Origin of the sequence: Neisseria sp. DTU_2020_1000833_1_SI_GRL_NUU_006 (assembly GCA_032388755.1) — a bacterium.
Lineage (GTDB): Bacteria > Pseudomonadota > Gammaproteobacteria > Burkholderiales > Neisseriaceae > Neisseria > Neisseria sicca_C.
On the sequence record CP135593.1, the window covers coordinates 1,267,407 to 1,285,347 of the forward strand.

17 protein-coding genes are annotated in these 17,941 nt (G+C 53.7%); 12 read left to right on the forward strand and 5 right to left on the reverse strand.

The window, feature by feature from the left end:
• Positions 1-3: 3 nt before the first annotated feature.
• Positions 4-843, reverse strand: a complete 840-nt coding sequence (mreC, locus tag RSJ68_06205) for a rod shape-determining protein MreC (GenBank protein ID WNU98302.1) — start codon at positions 841-843, stop codon at positions 4-6.
• An 11-nt stretch (positions 844-854) separates the two neighbouring features.
• Complete coding sequence (locus tag RSJ68_06210; GenBank protein ID WNU98303.1) at positions 855-1,892, reverse strand: rod shape-determining protein; 1,038 nt, start codon at positions 1,890-1,892, stop codon at positions 855-857.
• Positions 1,893-2,118: 226 nt separating this feature from the next.
• Between RSJ68_06210 and gatC the strand changes: the two genes are divergently transcribed.
• The 8 genes from gatC (at position 2,119) to uvrC (ending at position 11,025) form a co-directional block, all read left to right on the forward strand.
• A complete protein-coding gene (gene gatC / locus RSJ68_06215; GenBank protein WNU98304.1) occupies positions 2,119-2,409 on the forward strand; it encodes an Asp-tRNA(Asn)/Glu-tRNA(Gln) amidotransferase subunit GatC in 291 nt (96 codons plus the stop codon).
• 169 nt (positions 2,410-2,578) lie between these two features.
• Positions 2,579-4,036, forward strand: coding sequence for an Asp-tRNA(Asn)/Glu-tRNA(Gln) amidotransferase subunit GatA (gene gatA / locus RSJ68_06220; GenBank protein ID WNU98305.1), 1,458 nt, complete (start codon positions 2,579-2,581; stop codon positions 4,034-4,036).
• Positions 4,036-4,908, forward strand: a complete 873-nt coding sequence (locus RSJ68_06225; GenBank protein WNU98306.1) for a DUF535 family protein — start codon at positions 4,036-4,038, stop codon at positions 4,906-4,908. Before gatA ends, RSJ68_06225 begins: the two co-directional genes overlap by 1 nt.
• A 100-nt stretch (positions 4,909-5,008) precedes the next feature.
• On the forward strand, positions 5,009-6,439 hold the full coding sequence (gatB, locus tag RSJ68_06230) for an Asp-tRNA(Asn)/Glu-tRNA(Gln) amidotransferase subunit GatB (protein ID WNU98307.1): 1,431 nt from the start codon (positions 5,009-5,011) through the stop codon (positions 6,437-6,439).
• A gap of 147 nt (positions 6,440-6,586) precedes the next feature.
• A complete protein-coding gene (locus tag RSJ68_06235; protein ID WNU98308.1) occupies positions 6,587-7,705 on the forward strand; it encodes a class I SAM-dependent methyltransferase in 1,119 nt (372 codons plus the stop codon).
• Between the two features lie 40 nt (positions 7,706-7,745).
• Complete coding sequence (locus RSJ68_06240) at positions 7,746-8,429, forward strand: 16S rRNA pseudouridine(516) synthase (protein WNU98309.1); 684 nt, start codon at positions 7,746-7,748, stop codon at positions 8,427-8,429.
• A gap of 304 nt (positions 8,430-8,733) precedes the next feature.
• Positions 8,734-9,051, forward strand: coding sequence for a stress response protein (locus RSJ68_06245; protein WNU98310.1), 318 nt, complete (start codon positions 8,734-8,736; stop codon positions 9,049-9,051).
• 138 nt (positions 9,052-9,189) lie between these two features.
• Positions 9,190-11,025 carry an excinuclease ABC subunit UvrC gene (gene uvrC, locus RSJ68_06250; protein WNU98311.1) on the forward strand — a complete coding sequence of 612 codons (1,836 nt, stop codon included), beginning with the start codon at positions 9,190-9,192 and terminating at the stop codon, positions 11,023-11,025.
• A 48-nt stretch (positions 11,026-11,073) separates the two neighbouring features.
• Here the strand turns inward: uvrC and RSJ68_06255 are convergent, their stop codons facing one another.
• On the reverse strand, positions 11,074-11,901 hold the full coding sequence (locus RSJ68_06255; protein WNU98312.1) for an SDR family oxidoreductase: 828 nt from the start codon (positions 11,899-11,901) through the stop codon (positions 11,074-11,076).
• A 126-nt stretch (positions 11,902-12,027) separates the two neighbouring features.
• Between RSJ68_06255 and RSJ68_06260 the strand changes: the two genes are divergently transcribed.
• Positions 12,028-12,486 (forward strand): cytochrome c, encoded by a 459-nt coding sequence (locus RSJ68_06260; protein WNU98313.1) that lies wholly within the window; start codon positions 12,028-12,030, stop codon positions 12,484-12,486.
• Between the two features lie 194 nt (positions 12,487-12,680).
• On the opposite strand, the gene RSJ68_06265 is transcribed toward RSJ68_06260, so the two are convergent.
• Complete coding sequence (locus RSJ68_06265) at positions 12,681-12,899, reverse strand: 4-oxalocrotonate tautomerase family protein (GenBank protein ID WNU98357.1); 219 nt, start codon at positions 12,897-12,899, stop codon at positions 12,681-12,683.
• Between the two features lie 330 nt (positions 12,900-13,229).
• Complete coding sequence (locus RSJ68_06270; protein ID WNU98314.1) at positions 13,230-14,195, reverse strand: tRNA-dihydrouridine synthase; 966 nt, start codon at positions 14,193-14,195, stop codon at positions 13,230-13,232.
• Between the two features lie 89 nt (positions 14,196-14,284).
• Here RSJ68_06270 and RSJ68_06275 point away from each other — a divergent pair, with 89 nt between their 5' ends.
• From RSJ68_06275 to RSJ68_06285, 3 genes are all read left to right on the forward strand, one after another.
• The gene (locus RSJ68_06275; protein WNU98315.1) at positions 14,285-15,244 is read left to right on the forward strand and encodes a nucleoside hydrolase; all 960 of its coding nucleotides are present in this window, start codon (positions 14,285-14,287) and stop codon (positions 15,242-15,244) included.
• Between the two features lie 48 nt (positions 15,245-15,292).
• Positions 15,293-16,846, forward strand: a complete 1,554-nt coding sequence (locus RSJ68_06280) for a glycosyltransferase (protein ID WNU98316.1) — start codon at positions 15,293-15,295, stop codon at positions 16,844-16,846.
• Positions 16,847-17,010: 164 nt separating this feature from the next.
• Positions 17,011-17,772 (forward strand): endonuclease/exonuclease/phosphatase family protein, encoded by a 762-nt coding sequence (locus tag RSJ68_06285; protein ID WNU98317.1) that lies wholly within the window; start codon positions 17,011-17,013, stop codon positions 17,770-17,772.
• Positions 17,773-17,941: the final 169 nt, after the last annotated feature.

The following is a 17,941-nucleotide window of genomic DNA, read 5'->3' on the forward strand; positions in this document are numbered from 1 at the left end:
GATTTATTGGGAAGAATGGGAAGAAGACAGAACCAAAACAAAGCGGCTGCGGCGCAAGGCGGCAAACGGGGTCAGTTCTGTGTCGTAATAAGGCGTACCGGAAGCGCGGACGACTTTATCCACACGGGCTACGGGAATACCTGCCGGATAAATGCCGTCCAAACCGGAGGTAATCAAAACATCCTGCGGCTTCAAATCCGAGCCCGTCGGGAAATAGCGCAAATCCAAACCCACGCCGTTGCCGTAGGCGAGATTGCGTTCGCCGGTACGCTCAACCGCAACAGGGACGATGCTTTGCGCAGCCGCCATCAGCTCGACTTCCGCACTGTTTGCGTGAACCAATGTAATCCGCCCGATTAAGCCGTTTTGGTCGATAACGGTATCGCCTGCCGCCACCCCTTCGCCACTGCCTTTATTGATAATCAAACGCTCGGACAGCGGGTCTTTGCCACTGGACAATACTTCAGCACCGATGACATTGCTTATGCCTTTTTGTTGCAAGCCGTATAGCTTTTTCAGCTCCTGCAATTCGCTCAGATTGACCTTATCGCGTTGAAGCTGGATTTTCAGACGACCGTTTTCCTCCAAAAGGAGACGGTTTTGTTCCAACAGCTCGGTTTGTGATTGAGATTGGTTGGAAAAATATTGATAGAGACGGACCGGCTGGTTTGCCAGCCATTGCACCGGATAAAGAATCTCCGCCGCCGCAGTGCGCACGGGCTGCATCAGGTTGAAACGGCCGTCCGCCACCATAATGCCTGCGCCCAGTAACAAATACGCAATAAAACGAGGCAACAGCTTTTGACCCTTTGCCTCGTCAAACCGTAAAGAAGAATGTTCCATTTCAGCCTGCCTTATGGGTTATCCACAAAGACGGCATTCCATTTGCCGATATAATCCAAAGCTTTGCCCGCACCATAAGCCACACAGTTCAAAGGCTGGTCGGCAATACCTACAGGCAGCCCCGTCGCATCCGCCAAAACCGTATCCATGCCGTGCAACAGTGCGCCGCCGCCTGTCAACATAATTCCCCTGTCGGCAATATCGCCTGCCAACTCAGGCGGAGCCTGTTCCAACGCAAGGAGAACGGCGCGGATAATCTGATTAACCGTTTCGCTCAAAGCCTCGCGCACCTCTTCTGAAGTAATGGCAAGCGACTTGGGCGTACCTTCCGCCAAATCGCGACCTTTAATCCGCATGGCGGTTTCGGTTGCAAAACCGGAGGCAGAACCGATTGTTTTCTTCAATTCTTCAGCCGTTGCTTCACCAATCAACACGCCGCGATGACGGCGAAGATAATGCACGATGCTCTTATCAAACTCGTCGCCCGCCGCACGGACGGAGGCGGAATAAGCCATACCGCCCAACGACAAAATGCCGATTTCCGTTGTGCCGCCGCCGATATCCACCACCATCGAACCGGCAGTGTCCTCAATCGGCAGCCCCGCACCCAAAGCAGCCGCCATCGGCTCCTCAATCAAATGTACGGAAGATGCACCTGCGGCAAACGCAGAATCCAAAATTGCCTTGCGTTCCACTTGGGTTGCCCCGCCCGGCACGCAAATCACTACACGCGGCGGTACGACCGAATTACCTTGTGTTGCCTTTTTAATCAACATACCCAGCATACGCTCGGCAATCGTAAAATCAGCAATCACCCCGTCCCGCATAGGACGGACGATTTCAATATTGCGCGGCGCGCGCCCCTGCATTTTCTTGGCTTCCGTACCCACGGCAACAATCTTGCTTTTACCGCCCGTACCCGATTGAACCGCCACCACAGACGGCTCGTCCAAAACAATGCCTTTACCGCGCACATAAATCAACGTGTTTGCCGTACCCAAATCAATGGCGATATCGTTGGAGAAAAAACGGGATAAAAAACGAAACATAAAATACCTGAATATCGGCCCAGCACCGATTTTATTTAATTGTTATTCAAAATATTAAAAACATGGAAACAACGCCTTTTCAGACGACCTCCCCACTCCCCGTATGAAACGCATGGCGAAATCACACGCCGTTTGAGTAGTTTTCGGTTATAATTCCTCGTTTCATCGAAGAAGAACGCAATGATACCCCAATAAAGGGGCGTTTGCTATCAGACAAGGATTTTTTATGGCTTTAAGCTTAACCGATGTGGAAAAAATTGCCAAACTCTCACGCCTTTCGCTGACCGAGGAAGAAAAAGGCAAAACCCTCTCAGAATTGAACGACATTTTCGCCATGGTCGAAAAGATGCAGGGCGTGAATACAGACGGTATCGAGCCGATGGCACACCCCCACGAAGCCGCCCTGCGCCTGCGCGAAGATACAGTTACCGAAACCGACCATGCCGCCGAATATCAAGCCGTCGCGCCTGAAGTGCGCAACCGCCTGTATATCGTGCCTCAGGTAATTGAAGAATAATTTTTTCAGACGATCTCATTATCTTGAAATATGAAATCTAAACTTGGGTCGTCTGAAACTCGTTTTTTTCCTTCGAAATTTCAATCACTGTTCAGCCTACGTTTTCGGCAACACTTTCCGAATATTTGCCTGAAAACAGAAACCGTCTCAAATTAGGAATCATGGCGCAATGACCCAATACACCCTCAAACAAGCCAGCCAACTGCTGCAATCCAAACAAATCTCCGCCGTTGAACTGGCAACCGAATACCTCGCCGCCATTGCTGCACAGAACCCGGCCATCAACGGCTACATCACCCTCGACCAAGACAAGACCCTCGCCGAAGCCCGTGCCGCCGACGCGCGCATTGCGCAAGGTAATGCCACCGCGCTTACCGGCGTACCCATCGCCTACAAAGATATTTTCTGTCAAACAGGTTGGCGCAGTGCGTGCAGCTCCAAAATGCTGGACAACTTTGTCTCCCCCTACACTGCCACCGTCGTTCAAAATCTGCTTGACGAAGGCATGGTAACGCTTGGCCGTACCAATATGGACGAGTTTGCCATGGGCTCGACCAATGAGACCTCGTTCTACGGCGCGACTAAAAACCCGTGGAATCCCGAACACGTCCCAGGCGGTTCATCCGGCGGTTCCGCAGCGGTCGTTGCCGCACGCCTTGCTCCTGTCGCACTCGGTTCAGATACCGGCGGCTCTATCCGCCAGCCTGCTTCACACTGTGGCATCACCGGCATCAAACCCACCTACGGCACAGTTTCCCGCTTCGGCATGGTTGCCTACGCTTCCAGTTTCGACCAAGCCGGTCCGATGGCGCAAACCGCCGAAGACTGCGCGATTTTGCTCAATGCGATGGCGAGCTTCGACGAGCGCGATTCCACCAGTTTGGAACGCAGCAAAGAAGACTACACCCGCGACTTGGACAAACCGCTCAAAGGCATAAAAATCGGTCTGCCTAAAGAATATTTTGGTGAAGGCGCGGATGCCGATGTGCAGGCTGTTTTACAAAGCGTCATCGACCTTTTAAAAGCGCAAGGCGCGGAAACTATTGAAGTTTCCCTGCAGCAAACCGCCCTATCCATCCCCGCTTACTATGTCCTCGCTTCCGCCGAAGCCAGCACCAATCTTTCCCGCTACGACGGCGTGCGCTACGGCCACCGCGCCGCCCAATTCGGCGACCTTGAAGAAATGTACAGCAATACCCGCGCCGAAGGCTTCGGCAGCGAAGTCAAACGCCGCATCATGATTGGTACTTATGTGTTGTCGCACGGCTACTACGACGCCTATTATCTGAAAGCCCAAAAACTGCGCCGCCTTGTTGCCAACGATTTTCAGACGGCCTTCGCGCAATGTGATTTCATCCTCGCGCCGACTGCACCCACTGCCGCTCCGAAACTCGGCAGCGACATCCATGATCCCGTGCAGATGTACCTTTCCGACATCTACACCATCGCCGTGAATCTGGCCGGATTGCCCGCCCTGACCCTACCCGCAGGTTTCAGCAACAGCGGACTACCCATCGGCGTGCAGTTCATCGGCAACCACTTCTCCGAAGCCAAAATTCTTGGCGCAGCGCATCAAGTACAGTTGGCAAGTGATTGGCACACCCAAACCCCTGATGGAAAAGCATAATGCCGGAGCAGTTTGTTTTTCCAGATTTCAAGACCGTATATAAAGATGCGCCGAAATTTCAAATCCAGCATTTGAAATTCTCCTTACGCAGATTGTTTACACGGCAACAAGTCAAAGATTTTGAAAACTTTGTCAACGCCTCCGCGCCACACCGTACCTTTTTCCAAAGGTGGCCCCAAAATGCCTATCCGTTGATACACGCCTTTGTTGACCAACGCTTCAACAGACGGCGCAGGCTGCAAGTCATGAAAGAAGACCTGCTGACAGCCGAAAAACTGTTCGGGCAGGAAACGCTCGCCAATATGACGACGCGCAAATTCCATGTCGTTCTGGCGCATCTTTCAGACGACCTGACTTTATGGCTGAACCGGAACGATGATTGCGTGGATGAAGGAATGTGGTCGCTATCCCTGCGCGACAGCGAAGGAAAACGTCTCTACATGGCTACCTTCGCCCTAGTTGACGGCAGATTGCTGGCCGCCTCTATCCAAGGCCCTGCGGGGGAAGAAGCTAAAGACCTTGTACGCAGCCTGACCAAACGACTCCACGGTCTGCGCCCGCAGCAGCTGATGGTAACCGCCCTGCAATATTTTTCGACATCGCTCAATTTGGGCGGCGTTATCGGCATTGCCCAAGAGCATCAGGTCAAACTGCGCTGGCGGCTGAAGAAACGGGTCAAAATGAATTACGACCTATTTTGGCAGGAGAACGGCGCAACGCTCGAAAGCGACGGCTACTGGCATCTGCCGCAAATCCCGCCGCGAAAAGACTTGGCGGAAATCGAAAGCAAAAAGCGTTCGATGTACCGCAAACGTTACCAAATGCTGGATAACATGGTAGCCGAGATGCAGGCTTGCTTTCAGAAAACTTGATTCTGCGTTTTCAGACGACCTTTGCCATTTGAAAAACAAACAGGTCGTCTGAAAACGGCTGACCACTTTATATTATCGACATCAAAAGAAAGAACCCCTTATGACCTGGGAAACAGTAATCGGCTTGGAAATCCACGTCCAGCTCAACACCCAATCCAAAATCTTCAGCGGCGCATCGACCGCGTTCGGTGCGGAACCCAATGCGCACGCCAGCGTGGTGGAATGCGCACTGCCGGGCGTACTGCCGGTAATGAACCGCGAAGTCGTTGAAAAAGCCATCAAATTGGGCTTGGCGTTGGATGCGGAAATCAATCAGAAAAACGTGTTCGACCGCAAAAACTACTTCTATCCCGACTTGCCCAAAGGCTATCAAATCAGCCAGTTGGATTTACCGATTGTCGAACACGGCAAGCTGGAAATCGTAGTCGGAGACGATGTGAAAACCATCAACGTAACCCGCGCGCACATGGAAGAAGACGCGGGCAAATCCGTGCATGAAGGCCTGAACGGCGCAACCGGCATCGACCTGAACCGCGCAGGCACGCCGTTATTGGAAGTGGTATCCGAACCCGAAATGCGCTCCGCCGCCGAAGCCGTTGCCTACGCCAAAGCCTTGCACAGCTTGGTAACCTGGCTGGACATCTGCGACGGCAATATGGCGGAAGGCTCGTTCCGCGTCGATGCCAACGTATCTGTGCGTCCGAAAGGTCAAGCGGAATTCGGCACGCGCCGCGAGATTAAAAACCTCAATTCCTTCCGTTTCTTAGAGCAGGCGATTAATTACGAAGTGGAAGCGCAAATCGAGATTTTGGAAGACGGCGGCAAAGTACAGCAGGCGACCATGCTGTTCGACCCTGAAAAAGGCGAAACCCGCGTGATGCGTTTGAAAGAAGACGCGCACGACTACCGCTACTTCCCCGACCCCGATTTGCTGCCCGTCATCATTTCAGACGACCGGTTGCAAAAAGCCAAAGCAGAAATGCCAGAGCTGCCGAAAGAAATGGCGGCGCGTTTCGTGGCGGATTACGGCGTGTCCGAATACGACGCGCGCCTGCTCACCGCCAGCCGCGTGCAGGCTGCCTATTTTGAAGAAGCCGCCAAAGCCAGCGGACAAGGCAAGCTGACTGCCAACTGGATGAACGGCGAACTCGCCGCCACGCTGAACAAAGAAGGCGTGGAACTCGCCGACAGCCCGATTACCGCCCCGCGCCTCGCCGCGTTGGTAGGCAAAATCGCCGATGGCACATTAAGCAGCAAATTGGCGAAAAAAGCCTTTGAAGCCATGTGGGCCGAACCCGAAGCCACTATCGCTGAAATCATCGAAAAACACGGCTTGCAGCAGATGACCGATACCGGCGCGATTGAAGCGATGGTGGACGAAGTGCTGGCCAACAACGCCAAAGCTGTAGAACAATTTAAATCCGGCAACGAAAAAGCCCTGAATGCGATTGTGGGACAAGTGATGAAGGCCAGCAAAGGCAAAGCGAATCCCGCACAGGTTCAAGAACTGATTAAAGCCAAACTGGCTTAATCCGTTATCACACAGGTCGTCTGAAAGCAAAGTTCCAACGAAGGTAAAACGGGAAACAAGCTTTCAGACGACCGTAGATTCCGCTTTCAATACATACTTCCCGAGATATAGTAAACTTACCGTCGGTTTTCCTTTCTCTTTGCCTTCATGTTCCCCATTGTCCCCACCGACCGCGCCGCTGCCGAATGGCGCAACGAAAGCACGCAGAAGCCGCCCAAGCAGGCGGTTTATGTGCATGAAAGCAATGCCGCCGATATTCTGAAAAACGCCCACGCCCACACGGCAACCGTTTGGACGGGCGATTTCCACAACGCCAAGCAAGTATTGGCTGCGATGAAAAAGCGCGTCCGCAGGTCGTCTGAAAAAACGAAAAACGCGCCTGCCGATATCCAGACGGCCTTCCACACCCACCGTATGAAACAGGCGCAGCAAAGCCGCGTGTTGAACATGCTTGCCGTCGAAATCGGCGCGGGTTTTCAGTTAAGCAACCCGCGCTCGCCCGACGTCCGCGCCGCCCTTGCCGATGTCTACGCCGAGCCGAACGACGCGCCGTTTTTGCTGCCGCTCAATCAGCTTTTGGGTTTTATCGGCGCACACGAATGGCACAAAAAAGGCATAGACATTCCGCAGCTTGACGGCAAAATCCACGTTCCTTTCGGCGTGTTCTCGCCCCTGCGCGGCGAATATTTGGACCTAATCGCCCAAGCGCCGTTAAATCCCCATATTCAGACGGCGTTCGACATCGGCACAGGTTCCGGCGTTATCGCCGCCATCCTTGCCAAACGCGGCATTCCCAAAATCACCGCCACCGACACCAACCCCAAAGCCATCGCCTGCGCAACCGCCAACCTCGCCCGCTTCGGGCTGGACAAACAAGTCGCCGTCCAAGCCGTCGATTTGTTTCCCGAAGGACGCGCCGATCTGATCGTCTGCAACCCGCCGTGGCTGCCCGCCAAACCGACTTCCGCTATCGAAACCGCTCTCTACGATCCCGACAACGCCATGCTGACCGCCTTCTTAAACGGCGTGCGGCAGCATTTAAACCCGCAAGGCGAAGCGTGGTTGATCATTTCCGACTTGGCGGAACATCTGCACCTGCGCGACCACGATTTTCTGGAACAATGTTTTCAGACGACCTCTTTAGAAGTGGTCGATATTCTGAAAACCAAACCGTGCCACCGCAAAGCCGCCGACGAATCCGACCCGCTCGCTTTCGCCCGCAATCGGGAAACCACATATCTCTATCGTTTGAAAGCGAAGTCCTGATATACAATTAGGTCGTCTGAAACCCGTTCCCGCCATTCCCATGCAACTGATCAAATACCTCCAATCCCAAGGCATAGGCAGCCGCAAACAATGCCAGTGGCTGATTCAAAACGACTGTGTCGAAATCAACGATACGGTCTACAACGACGCCAAAGCTGACATCGATCCCGCCGAAGTCCAAACGCTGCGCATAGACGGCGAAGACATCGTCATCGTGCCCATGCCTTATTTTTATATCCTGCTCAACAAGCCCGCCGATTACGAAACCTCGCACAAACCGCAGCAATACCCCAGCGTCTTCAGCCTTTTCCCCGATCATATGCGCAATATCGACATGCAGGCGGTCGGCAGGCTGGATGCGGATACGACGGGCGTTTTGCTGATTACCAACGACGGGCAGTTCAACCACCGCGTTACCTCGCCGAAACACAAAGTGCCCAAAATCTACCGCGTTACCCTGAAGCATCCTGCCGACGACAGCCTGTGTGAAACGCTGAAAAACGGCGTCCTGCTGCACGACGACAACGAAACCGTCCGCGCAGCCGAAGCCGTTTTGGAAAACCCGACCACCCTGCTGATGACCATTACCGAAGGCAAATATCATCAAGTCAAACGCATGGTCGCCGCTGCCGGCAACCGCGTCGAACACCTCCATCGGGACGAATTTAACGGACGAACGGTAGAAAATTTAGCCTCAGGGGAGTGGAAATTCATCACAGTTTGAAAATTTTGAAGTTTTTTCAAAAAAATTTTAACCATTATGATTTTTTTATTTGTTTAAAAACATGATGATATGATTGTTAAGGTGTGATTAACCAAACTTAACGTCATCATTCGTGAACTATTATATAATTCGCGTGTCTGAGTAACACTTGCTTCGAGAGAAGTGAGTAAGTGAGTAAGACGTTTTCCCCGTAATGTGTTTGGCCATCTATACTTTTCCCCTTAGTATAGATGGTTTTTTTTATCTTTGATTTCAATTCTTTCAGTCAAGTTCTTTCATTCAATCCTACAAACAGGAGAGCGTCATGTTACTCAAAAAAGGCTTGCTTTCTACTTTGTCCATTCTGATACTGGGTTTTTCCGCCCACACTGCCGATGCAGACACCCACAAACGCCACCATCCGCGAACTCAAGCCGAACATGGCAAACTGCATCCCGCCTGCAAAAAGTACCTCGACCGCCGCGCTGCATGGTACAAATACAAAGGCAACCGTGCCGAATTGAAAGAAAACCGAAAAGCCCGCAAAGCTTTCCGTCAGCTACCCTATAAAGAACAACGCATCCAATGCCGCGCCGCTTACGAAGCATTTGATGATTTCGATCAAGGCAAATTCCGCCGTTAACAATCATATCGGTAAAGGTCGTCTGAAAACGGGTTTTTATTTGAGAAAACCTGTTTTCAGACGACCTTTTGTTATATTCCTGAAATATAGTTTCCCCTATAATTCCGACTTTCCAGCCCCTATACTACCACCCGCCCCATGACCACGGACTTCGACATCCCCCTTTTCCTCAAAAACCTGCCCAACCTGCCCGGCGTATACCGTTTTTTCGACGAAGGCGGCAACGTCTTATACGTCGGCAAAGCCGTCAACCTCAAGCGGCGCGTGTCCGGTTATTTCCAAAAAAACGACCATTCCCCGCGCATCGCCTTGATGGTGAAACAGGTTCGCCACATCGAAACCACCATCACCCGTTCCGAATCCGAAGCCCTGATTCTCGAAAACAACTTCATCAAAGCCCTGTCGCCCAAATACAATATCCTTTTCCGCGACGACAAAAGCTATCCCTACCTCATGCTCAGCGGACATCAATATCCGCAGATGGCGTATTACCGCGGCACGCTGAAAAAGCCCAACCAATACTTCGGCCCCTATCCCAACAGCAACGCCGTGCGCGACAGCATACAAGTCCTGCAAAAAGTCTTCATGCTGCGTACCTGCGAAGACAGCGTGTTCGAACACCGCGACCGCCCCTGCCTGCTGTACCAAATCAAACGCTGCACCGCGCCCTGCGTCGGCCACATCAGCGAAGAAGACTATCGCGACAGCGTGCGCCAAGCTGCTACCTTCCTCAACGGTAAAACCGACGAACTGACCCGCACCCTGCAACACAAAATGCAGACCGCCGCCGCCAACCTGCAATTTGAAGAAGCCGCCCGCTACCGCGACCAAATCCAAGCACTCGGCATCATGCAGAGCAATCAGTTCATCGACAGCAAAAACCCCAACAACCCCAACGACATCGACCTGCTCGCACTTGCCGTTTCAGACGGTCTCGTCTGCGTACACTGGGTCAGCATACGCGGCGGGCGGCACGTCGGCGACAAAAGCTTCTTTCCCGACATCAAAAACGACCCCGAACCAAACGGACAAGACTACGCCGAAGCCTTCGTCGCCCAACACTATCTGGGCAAAAGCAAACCCGACATCATCATCAGCAACTTCCCCGTCCCTAACGCATTGAAAGAAGCCTTGGAGGGCGAACACGGCAAACAAATGCAGTTCGTGACCAAAACCATAGGCGAACGCAAAGTCTGGTTGAAAATGGCGGAACAAAACGCACAAATGGCGATTGCCCAACGCCGCCTGCAACAAAGCAGCCAGCAACACCGCATCGACGAGTTGGCAAAAATCCTGAACATGAATTCAGACGACCTCAACCGCCTCGAATGCTTCGACATCAGCCACACCCAAGGCGAAGCCACCATCGCCTCCTGCGTCGTGTACGACGAACAAAACATCCAACCCTCGCAATACCGCCGCTACAACATCACCACCGCAAAACCCGGCGACGACTACGCCGCCATGCGCGAAGTCCTCACCCGCCGCTACGGCAAAATGCAGGAAGCCGAAGCCAACGGCGAGGCCGTCAAATGGCCCGATGTCGTATTGATTGACGGCGGCAAAGGACAAATCGGCGTCGCCGTATCCGTATGGGAAGAACTCGGGCTGCACATCCCCTTGGTCGGCATCGCCAAAGGCCCCGAACGCAAAGCCGGCATGGAAGAACTCATCCTCCCGTTCACCGGCGAAACCTTCCGCCTGCCCCCGCACAGCCCCGCCCTGCACCTCCTGCAAACCGTGCGCGACGAATCGCACCGCTTCGCCATCACGGGGCACCGCAAAAAACGCGACAAAGCCCGCGTTACCTCCTCTCTGAGCGACATCCCCGGCGTAGGCAGCAAACGCCGCCAAGCCCTGCTCACCCGCTTCGGCGGTCTGCGTGGTGTCGTTGCCGCCAGCAAAGAAGATTTGGAACAAGTCGAAGGCATCAGCAAAGCATTGGCGGAAATCATTTACGAGCATCTGCATTGAAAGATGCACTTCAAATGCAAATCCGCCGACCTTTCTTCTTTCAAAACCCTATTTGAACCACGACTTAATCCGTGCAAACAAAGACATACTCTGTTTCTCAAAATTCTCCGCCTGTGCGGGTACGGGCAGCGTATTGCGGATGACTTTCATACCGGCAAAGGTTTGGGCGACAGGCATGATTTCGATGGAGTTGACGTTCATGTGCGCCGGACGCTGATAGAGCCACAAAGCCGTATCCGCAATGTCTTGCGGCTGGATGGACTCGACGTTCTCATAAACCTTTTCCGCCCGCTCGTCATCGCCCTTAAAGCGGACGTTGGAAAACTCGGTACCGCCGCACAAACCCGGCTCGATGTTGGTGACGCGGATGTTTTTATCCGCCAATTCCGCACGCAGGTTCATGCTGAACTGGCGCACAAACGCCTTGGTTGCGCCGTACACGTTGCTGCCCTCGTAGGCATAGCTGCCGGCAATCGAACCCAGATTCATGATATAGCCTTGTTTGCGCTCCGCCATTTGCGGCAGGATTTGGCGCGTCAGGAAAGTCAGACCGATAATGTTCGTTTGAATCATGGTTTCCCAATCGCCGAAATCTGCTTTGTCCGCCGTTTCCAAACCCAACGCCAATCCGGCGTTGTTGATCAGGCAATCGATTTCGGCAAAATTTTCAGGCAGACTGTCGAGCGCGTTGCGTATCGACTCGGTACGCGAAACGTCCATTTCCAAAGGATAAAACCGCTCGCCCAATTCGGCTGCCAATGCCTGCAGTTTCTCGCCGCGCCGTGCCGCGCCGATAACGGAATAACCGGACTGTACAAACGTGCGGCACATCGCCTCGCCGAAACCGGCTGACGCGCCGGTAACCAAAATCGCCATAACTATTTCCTTTCTTTTCTCGTTTTGTAAACCCATTTCAGGTATGATTGCAACTTTTCAGACGACCTCTTCGGATGTCGTCTGAAAAATATGAATAACAAAATACTATCACAGGACACCAAAGCCATGAATACAAAACTCTTCTCAGCGGCGCTGCTCGCTGCCCTGACCCTTGCCGCCTGCGGCGGCGGCGCACCCGCGCAACCCAAAGGTCCGATCTCCGAAGACCGTACCACCGCGTTCAAATCCATGATGCCCGAGTTCTCCAGCATGGGCAAAATGGTAAAAGGCGAAGAACCTTACGACGTGGAAAAATTCAAGCAGGCTGCGGCAACTTTTGCCGAAACCAGCAAAAAACCTTTCACCTTCTTCCAATCTGACGACAAAGGCAACGGCCGCGCCCTGCCTGCGGTTTGGTCTGATGCGGCCAAATTCAAAGCCGAAGAGGACAAATTCGCCGCTGCCGTTGAAAAACTGAACGCCGCCGCGCAAACCGGCAAGCTGGAAGAAATCAAAGCCGCTTACGGCGAAACCGGCGCAAGCTGCAAATCCTGCCACGACACCTTCCGCGCTCCGGAAGAATAAGCCGCTGCGCAGAAACACAAAAAGGTCGTCTGAAATCCGGTTTCAGACGACCTTTTGATTTTCGATGAACAGGAAAAAAGTCATATCCGAACATTGCGGACAAGTATCCCAAACCGGCTTTTTGTATCGCTGTCATTTCCTTTTTCGCGCAGACGCAAACCGATATGACGCTATCCATTCCCGACGAGGCGCGCTTATCCTGATTTTTTCGATTTGGCGCGGCGCACGGTAATGCTCTCGCCCCCGATACCCCAGTTATCCATATCCACTTCGTCAATGACGACGACCGTGGTCTGCGGATTTTTATTCAACACACGGGCAAGCAGCTCGGTAACACCGCGGATAAGCTCGGCTTTCTGTTCGGCACTCGGAGCCTCGCTGCCGCCCGTTACCTTGATATTGACGTAAGGCATCATTGTCCTTTCTGAAAATGTAGTAAATTCAAATAAACCGATTCATACCGTCCTTCTTGCTTCCGCCTGCGCAGGAAGAGAAATATAGTGGATTAAATTTAAACCAGTACGGCGTTGCCTCGCCTTAGCTCAAAGAGAACGATTCTCTAAGGTGCTGAAGCACCAAGTGAATCGGTTCCGTACTACCTGTACTGTCTGCGGCTTCGTCGCCTTGTCCTGATTTAAATTTAATCCACTATAACGGCTTAGAAACGTCCTGTTTTTATTTTATTCCGCCTTAGGCGATGGGTTTAAAGGTCGTCTGAAAACTTTCAGACGACCTCATCATTATCAGGCATTCATCTTGTCTTCAAACGCCGCCAAAATCCGCGCGACTTCTTCCGCGTCTTTGACCGCCCTTACCGCGTCAAACAATTCCTGCGCTTCTCCAAATTCTTTCTTCATCATGCCCAGCCATTGTTTCAGGCGGGCGACGGGGTATTTGTTGTTCGCTTCTTTGGCGAGACACAAGTGGAAAAATTGGTTTATCCACACTGAAACTTCGGCGAAATCGGTATCGCGGACGGTTCCGCCGTTTTCGTATTGTTTGATTTGGCGCGCCAAATCGGGGCGGATGACGGCGCCGCGACCGAGCATGACGCTGTTGCAGCCCGTCATCTCTTTAATGCCGATATAGTCTTTGAGGCTGAACACGTCGCCGTTGGCGGTTACGGGGATGGCGACGTGTTCGCGGATTTTGCATATCCATTCCCAATGCGCGGGCGGTTCGTAGCCTTCGACTTTGGTGCGCGCGTGTACGGTCAGGGCGCAGGCTCCGCCTTCGGCAATGGCGGCGGCGCATTCGAGCGCGAGGCTTTTGTCTTCGTAACCGAGCCGCATTTTGCCGGTGAGCGGGATATGTTCGGGCAGGCGTTGGCGCAGGGTTTTGACGATATGGTGGATGAGGTCGGGCTCTTTGAGCAGGATGGCGCCGCCTTTGTGTTTGTTGACCGTAGGAGCGGGGCAGCCGAAATTGAGGTCGATTTTGTCCGCGCCGAAGCGGACGGCTTCCAAGGCGTTGACCGCCATATTGTCGGCGTCGCTGCCCAAAAGCTGGACGGTACAGGGCGTGCCGGTGGGGGTCTTGTTGCCGTTGGCGATTTCGGGGGCGTATTTGAGCCAGGTGGAACGGGAATGGACGGTGTGGGTAATGCGGACGAACTCGCTGACGCATTCGTCGTAGCCGCCGATACGGGTCAGCAAATTGCGCATCACATCGTCCACCAGCCCCTGCATGGGCGCAAGGATAAGCTGCATATCGGAGGAGGTCGTCTGAAAAAAAGGAAATGCGTATTGTAGCGGTATATCGGTTAAAATACACGCTTTCCACATAGACGGCGCAAGCGATGGCGATGAACGAAAAAATCCGTTTGATTATCGATACCGACCCCGGGCAGGACGATGCCGCGGCCATTTTGGCGGCACACGGTCTGGCACGGCGCGGCTTGGTCGATTTTTTGGGCATGACCGTCGTCGCCGGCAATGTCGGCATGGCGTTGACGGCAAAAAACGCGCGCATCGTCTGCGATTGGGCGGGCGAGGAAGATTTCCCCGTTTACGCCGGCGCAGCCAAGCCTTTATTGCGCGAGCTGGAGACGGCGGAAGCGGTACACGGCAAAACGGGCTTGGACGGTACGGCGTTGCACGAGCCGCGCTGTCCTTTGCAAAAGCAGCACGCGGTTGCATATTTGGTGGAAACCTTGAGCCGCGCCGAAGACGCTTCGATGACTTTGTGTCCGATAGGCCCGCTGACCAATATCGCGCTGGCGTTGAGCATCGCGCCGGAAGCCGTCCGCGCCATCAAACGCATTGTCTTGATGGGCGGCAACTATTTTGAAGCGGGCAACATGACGCCTGCCGCCGAATTCAATTTCTTCACCGACCCGCACGCGGCGCAAATCGTGCTGCAAAGCGGTGCACCGATTACGGTTTTGCCGCTGGACGTTACCCACAAGGCGCAAATCACTTCCGAACGCATGAACCGCCTACGTCGTCTGAAAAACGCCAACGGCAGCCGTTTGGCGGATATTTTGCAAAGTTACGAACGCTTCGACATTCAACAGTTCGGCTTGGAGGGCGGCCCGCTGCACGACCCTTGCGCCGTTATCTGTGCCGTGTTCCCCGAATTGTTTTCAGGCAGGATGTGCCGCGTGGATGTGGAGACGCAAAGCGGACTGTCCACCGGCGCGTGTGCCGTCGATTGGCACGGCACGACCGGCAAAGCGCCCAACGCGCTTTGGATAACCGAAGTCGATGCCGACCGTATGTTTGAAGAACTGACCGCCGCCATTGCCAAACTGCCTTGATTTCCCGATTTTGATTTTTCAGACGACCCCTTTTCAGACGACCTCATCATGAACCCGAAAATTCCCGCCACAGCAGCCATGTTGGTCAAAAATTCGGAACGCTATCTGCACGAAGTTTTGACCGCGCTTCAAGACTTCGACGAAGTTTTGCTGCTCGACAACGGCTCGACCGACCGTACCTTTGAAATCGCCGAACGCTTCACCAACGTCAGTTATTACAAATACGACTTCATCGGCTTCGGTCCGATGAAAAACCTCGCCGCCCGCCTCGCGCAAAACAATTGGATCTTCAGCATAGACAGCGACGAAGTGGCAGATGGCGAACTGATTGCCGCCATCCGCAAAGCCGTGGCGGAAAACAAAGAACAAAACATCTTCTCGCTCTCGCGCCTGAACCACTACAACGGCCGTCTGATCAAAGCCTGCGGCTGGTATCCCGACATTATCCCGCGCCTTTACCACCGACGCTTTACCCGCTTTTCCGACCGTCAGGTACATGAATCGCTGATCTTGCCGCCCGATGCAAACGTCCGTCCGCTCGAAGGTCGTCTGAAACACTATTCCTTCGAAAACGCCGAAGGGCTGATTCAGAAAATGCAGCAATACAGCTCGCTCTACGCCGAAGAAAACCGCTACAAAAAAGACAGCTCACCCTTCAAAGCCCTGTTGCACGGCAGCGTATCGTTTGTCAAAAACTACCTGCTCAAACGCGGTTTCGCCTACGGCGCGGACGGCTTGACCATTTCCATCGCCAATGCCCAAGGTTCGTACTACAAATATGTCAAACTTTACGAGCGCAACCGCAATATCAGCGTCGCCTTGATTATTACCACCTACAACCGTCCCGACGCGCTGGAGCTGGTTTTAAAATCCGCACTCGCGCAAACCCGCCTGCCCGACGAAATCATCGTCGCGGACGACGGTTCGCGCCAAGACACCGCCGAAGTCGTCGAGTTCATCCGCAGCCACACCGACATCCCCGTCAAACATTCTTGGCGGCCGGACGACGGCTTCCGCGCCGCTGAATCGCGCAATCGCGCGCTGGCGCAGGCAAAAAGCGACTACATCATCCTTATCGACGGCGACATGATACTCGACCCGTCCTTCATCGCCGACCACCTCAAGCTCGCACGCAAAGGCAGGCTGATACAGGGTTCGCGCGTTATCCTGACCCAAAGCCGCACCCAAGAAATTTTAGACTCCGGCGAATTGCCCGATTTGTCCGTGTTCAGCCAAGGCATAGAAAAACGCCTGTCCGCCCTGCGCTGCCGCAGCCTGTCCGCCCTGATCGGCAGACAAAGCAGCCGCAAACACAAAGGCATCAAAACCTGCAATATGGGCTTTTTCCGCAGCGATGCGCTGGCCGTCAACGGCTTCGACAACCGCTTTGTCGGCTGGGGACGCGAAGACAGCGAGTTCGTCGCCCGCCTCTTCCATAACGGCATGAAACGCCACAACCTTAAATTCGCCGGCATCGCCTACCACCTCTGGCACCACGAAGCCGAACGCGACGCCCTGCCGCAAAACGACGCCCTGCTCAAAGCCACGCTGTCCGAACAAAAAATCCGCTGCGAACATGGCGTGGACGAGTTTATAAAATAAACCGTTTTACGCGTGTTTCCCCCTCAAACGTCGTCTGAAACCTTTCAGACGACGTTTTACCTTCAAGCAGCCGCCAGACCATCAAATCTTTACTGAAACCAAACACTTGCAGTGTTATACTATCAATACAACGACAAACTACTCACACACTACGGTTACACATCATGCCCCCCCGCCCGATTACCATCACCTCATACAACATGCACAAAGGCATGTCCGCGCTCAACCGCAAAGTCCAAGTGGACAGCATGGCGGAAGAGCTTCGCGGCATAGGCTCGGATGTCCTGTTTTTACAGGAAGTGCAAGGTCAGCACCTGACCCGCAGCAGCAGGCTGCCCGATTTTCCCGAAAAACCGCATTACGATATCCTCGGCGACCGCCTTTCCTACAACCGCAGCTACGGCAAAAACGCCGTATACCCGCAGCGCCACCACGGCAACGCCATCCTCAGCCGCCTGCCGCTGGAAACCCGCCACAACCTCAACATCAGCGTCAACAAACTCGAACAGCGCGGCGTACTCCATTGCGAAGTCCTGCCCGAAGGCTGGGAAACCCCGCTCGTCTGCCTCTGCGCCCACCTCAACCTGCGCGAACCCGACCGCGCCAAACAATATCGCGCCATCTTCGAATACGTCGTGCATCACATCGACCCGCAAAGCCCGCTGATTCTCGCCGGCGATTTCAACGACTGGCGGCAAAAATCCGCCCTGTCCTTAGGCAACGCCTTGAACCTGAACGAAGTATTCGTGGACAGCAACGGCAAACGCCCCAAAACCTTCCCCGCCCGCCTGCCCGTCCTCAGCCTCGACCGCGTCTATACCCGCAACTTGGAAGTCCTAGACTCCCAAATCCACAACGGCAAAAACTGGCAACGCCTCTCCGACCACTTGCCCTTGAGCGTCAAAGTCAGACCCAAACTGCCTTGAACGTTCCAATACCAAAGGTCGTCTGAAAACCTGAAATCGGGATTTTCAGACGACCTTCCATATCCACGTTCCTGCCCGCCACACCGTATGAGGTTCAAATACAGGATACTTATAACATCATTCACATTCCTACTTGAATTTGCTGCAAAACGATAGAAGAATCTCTTTT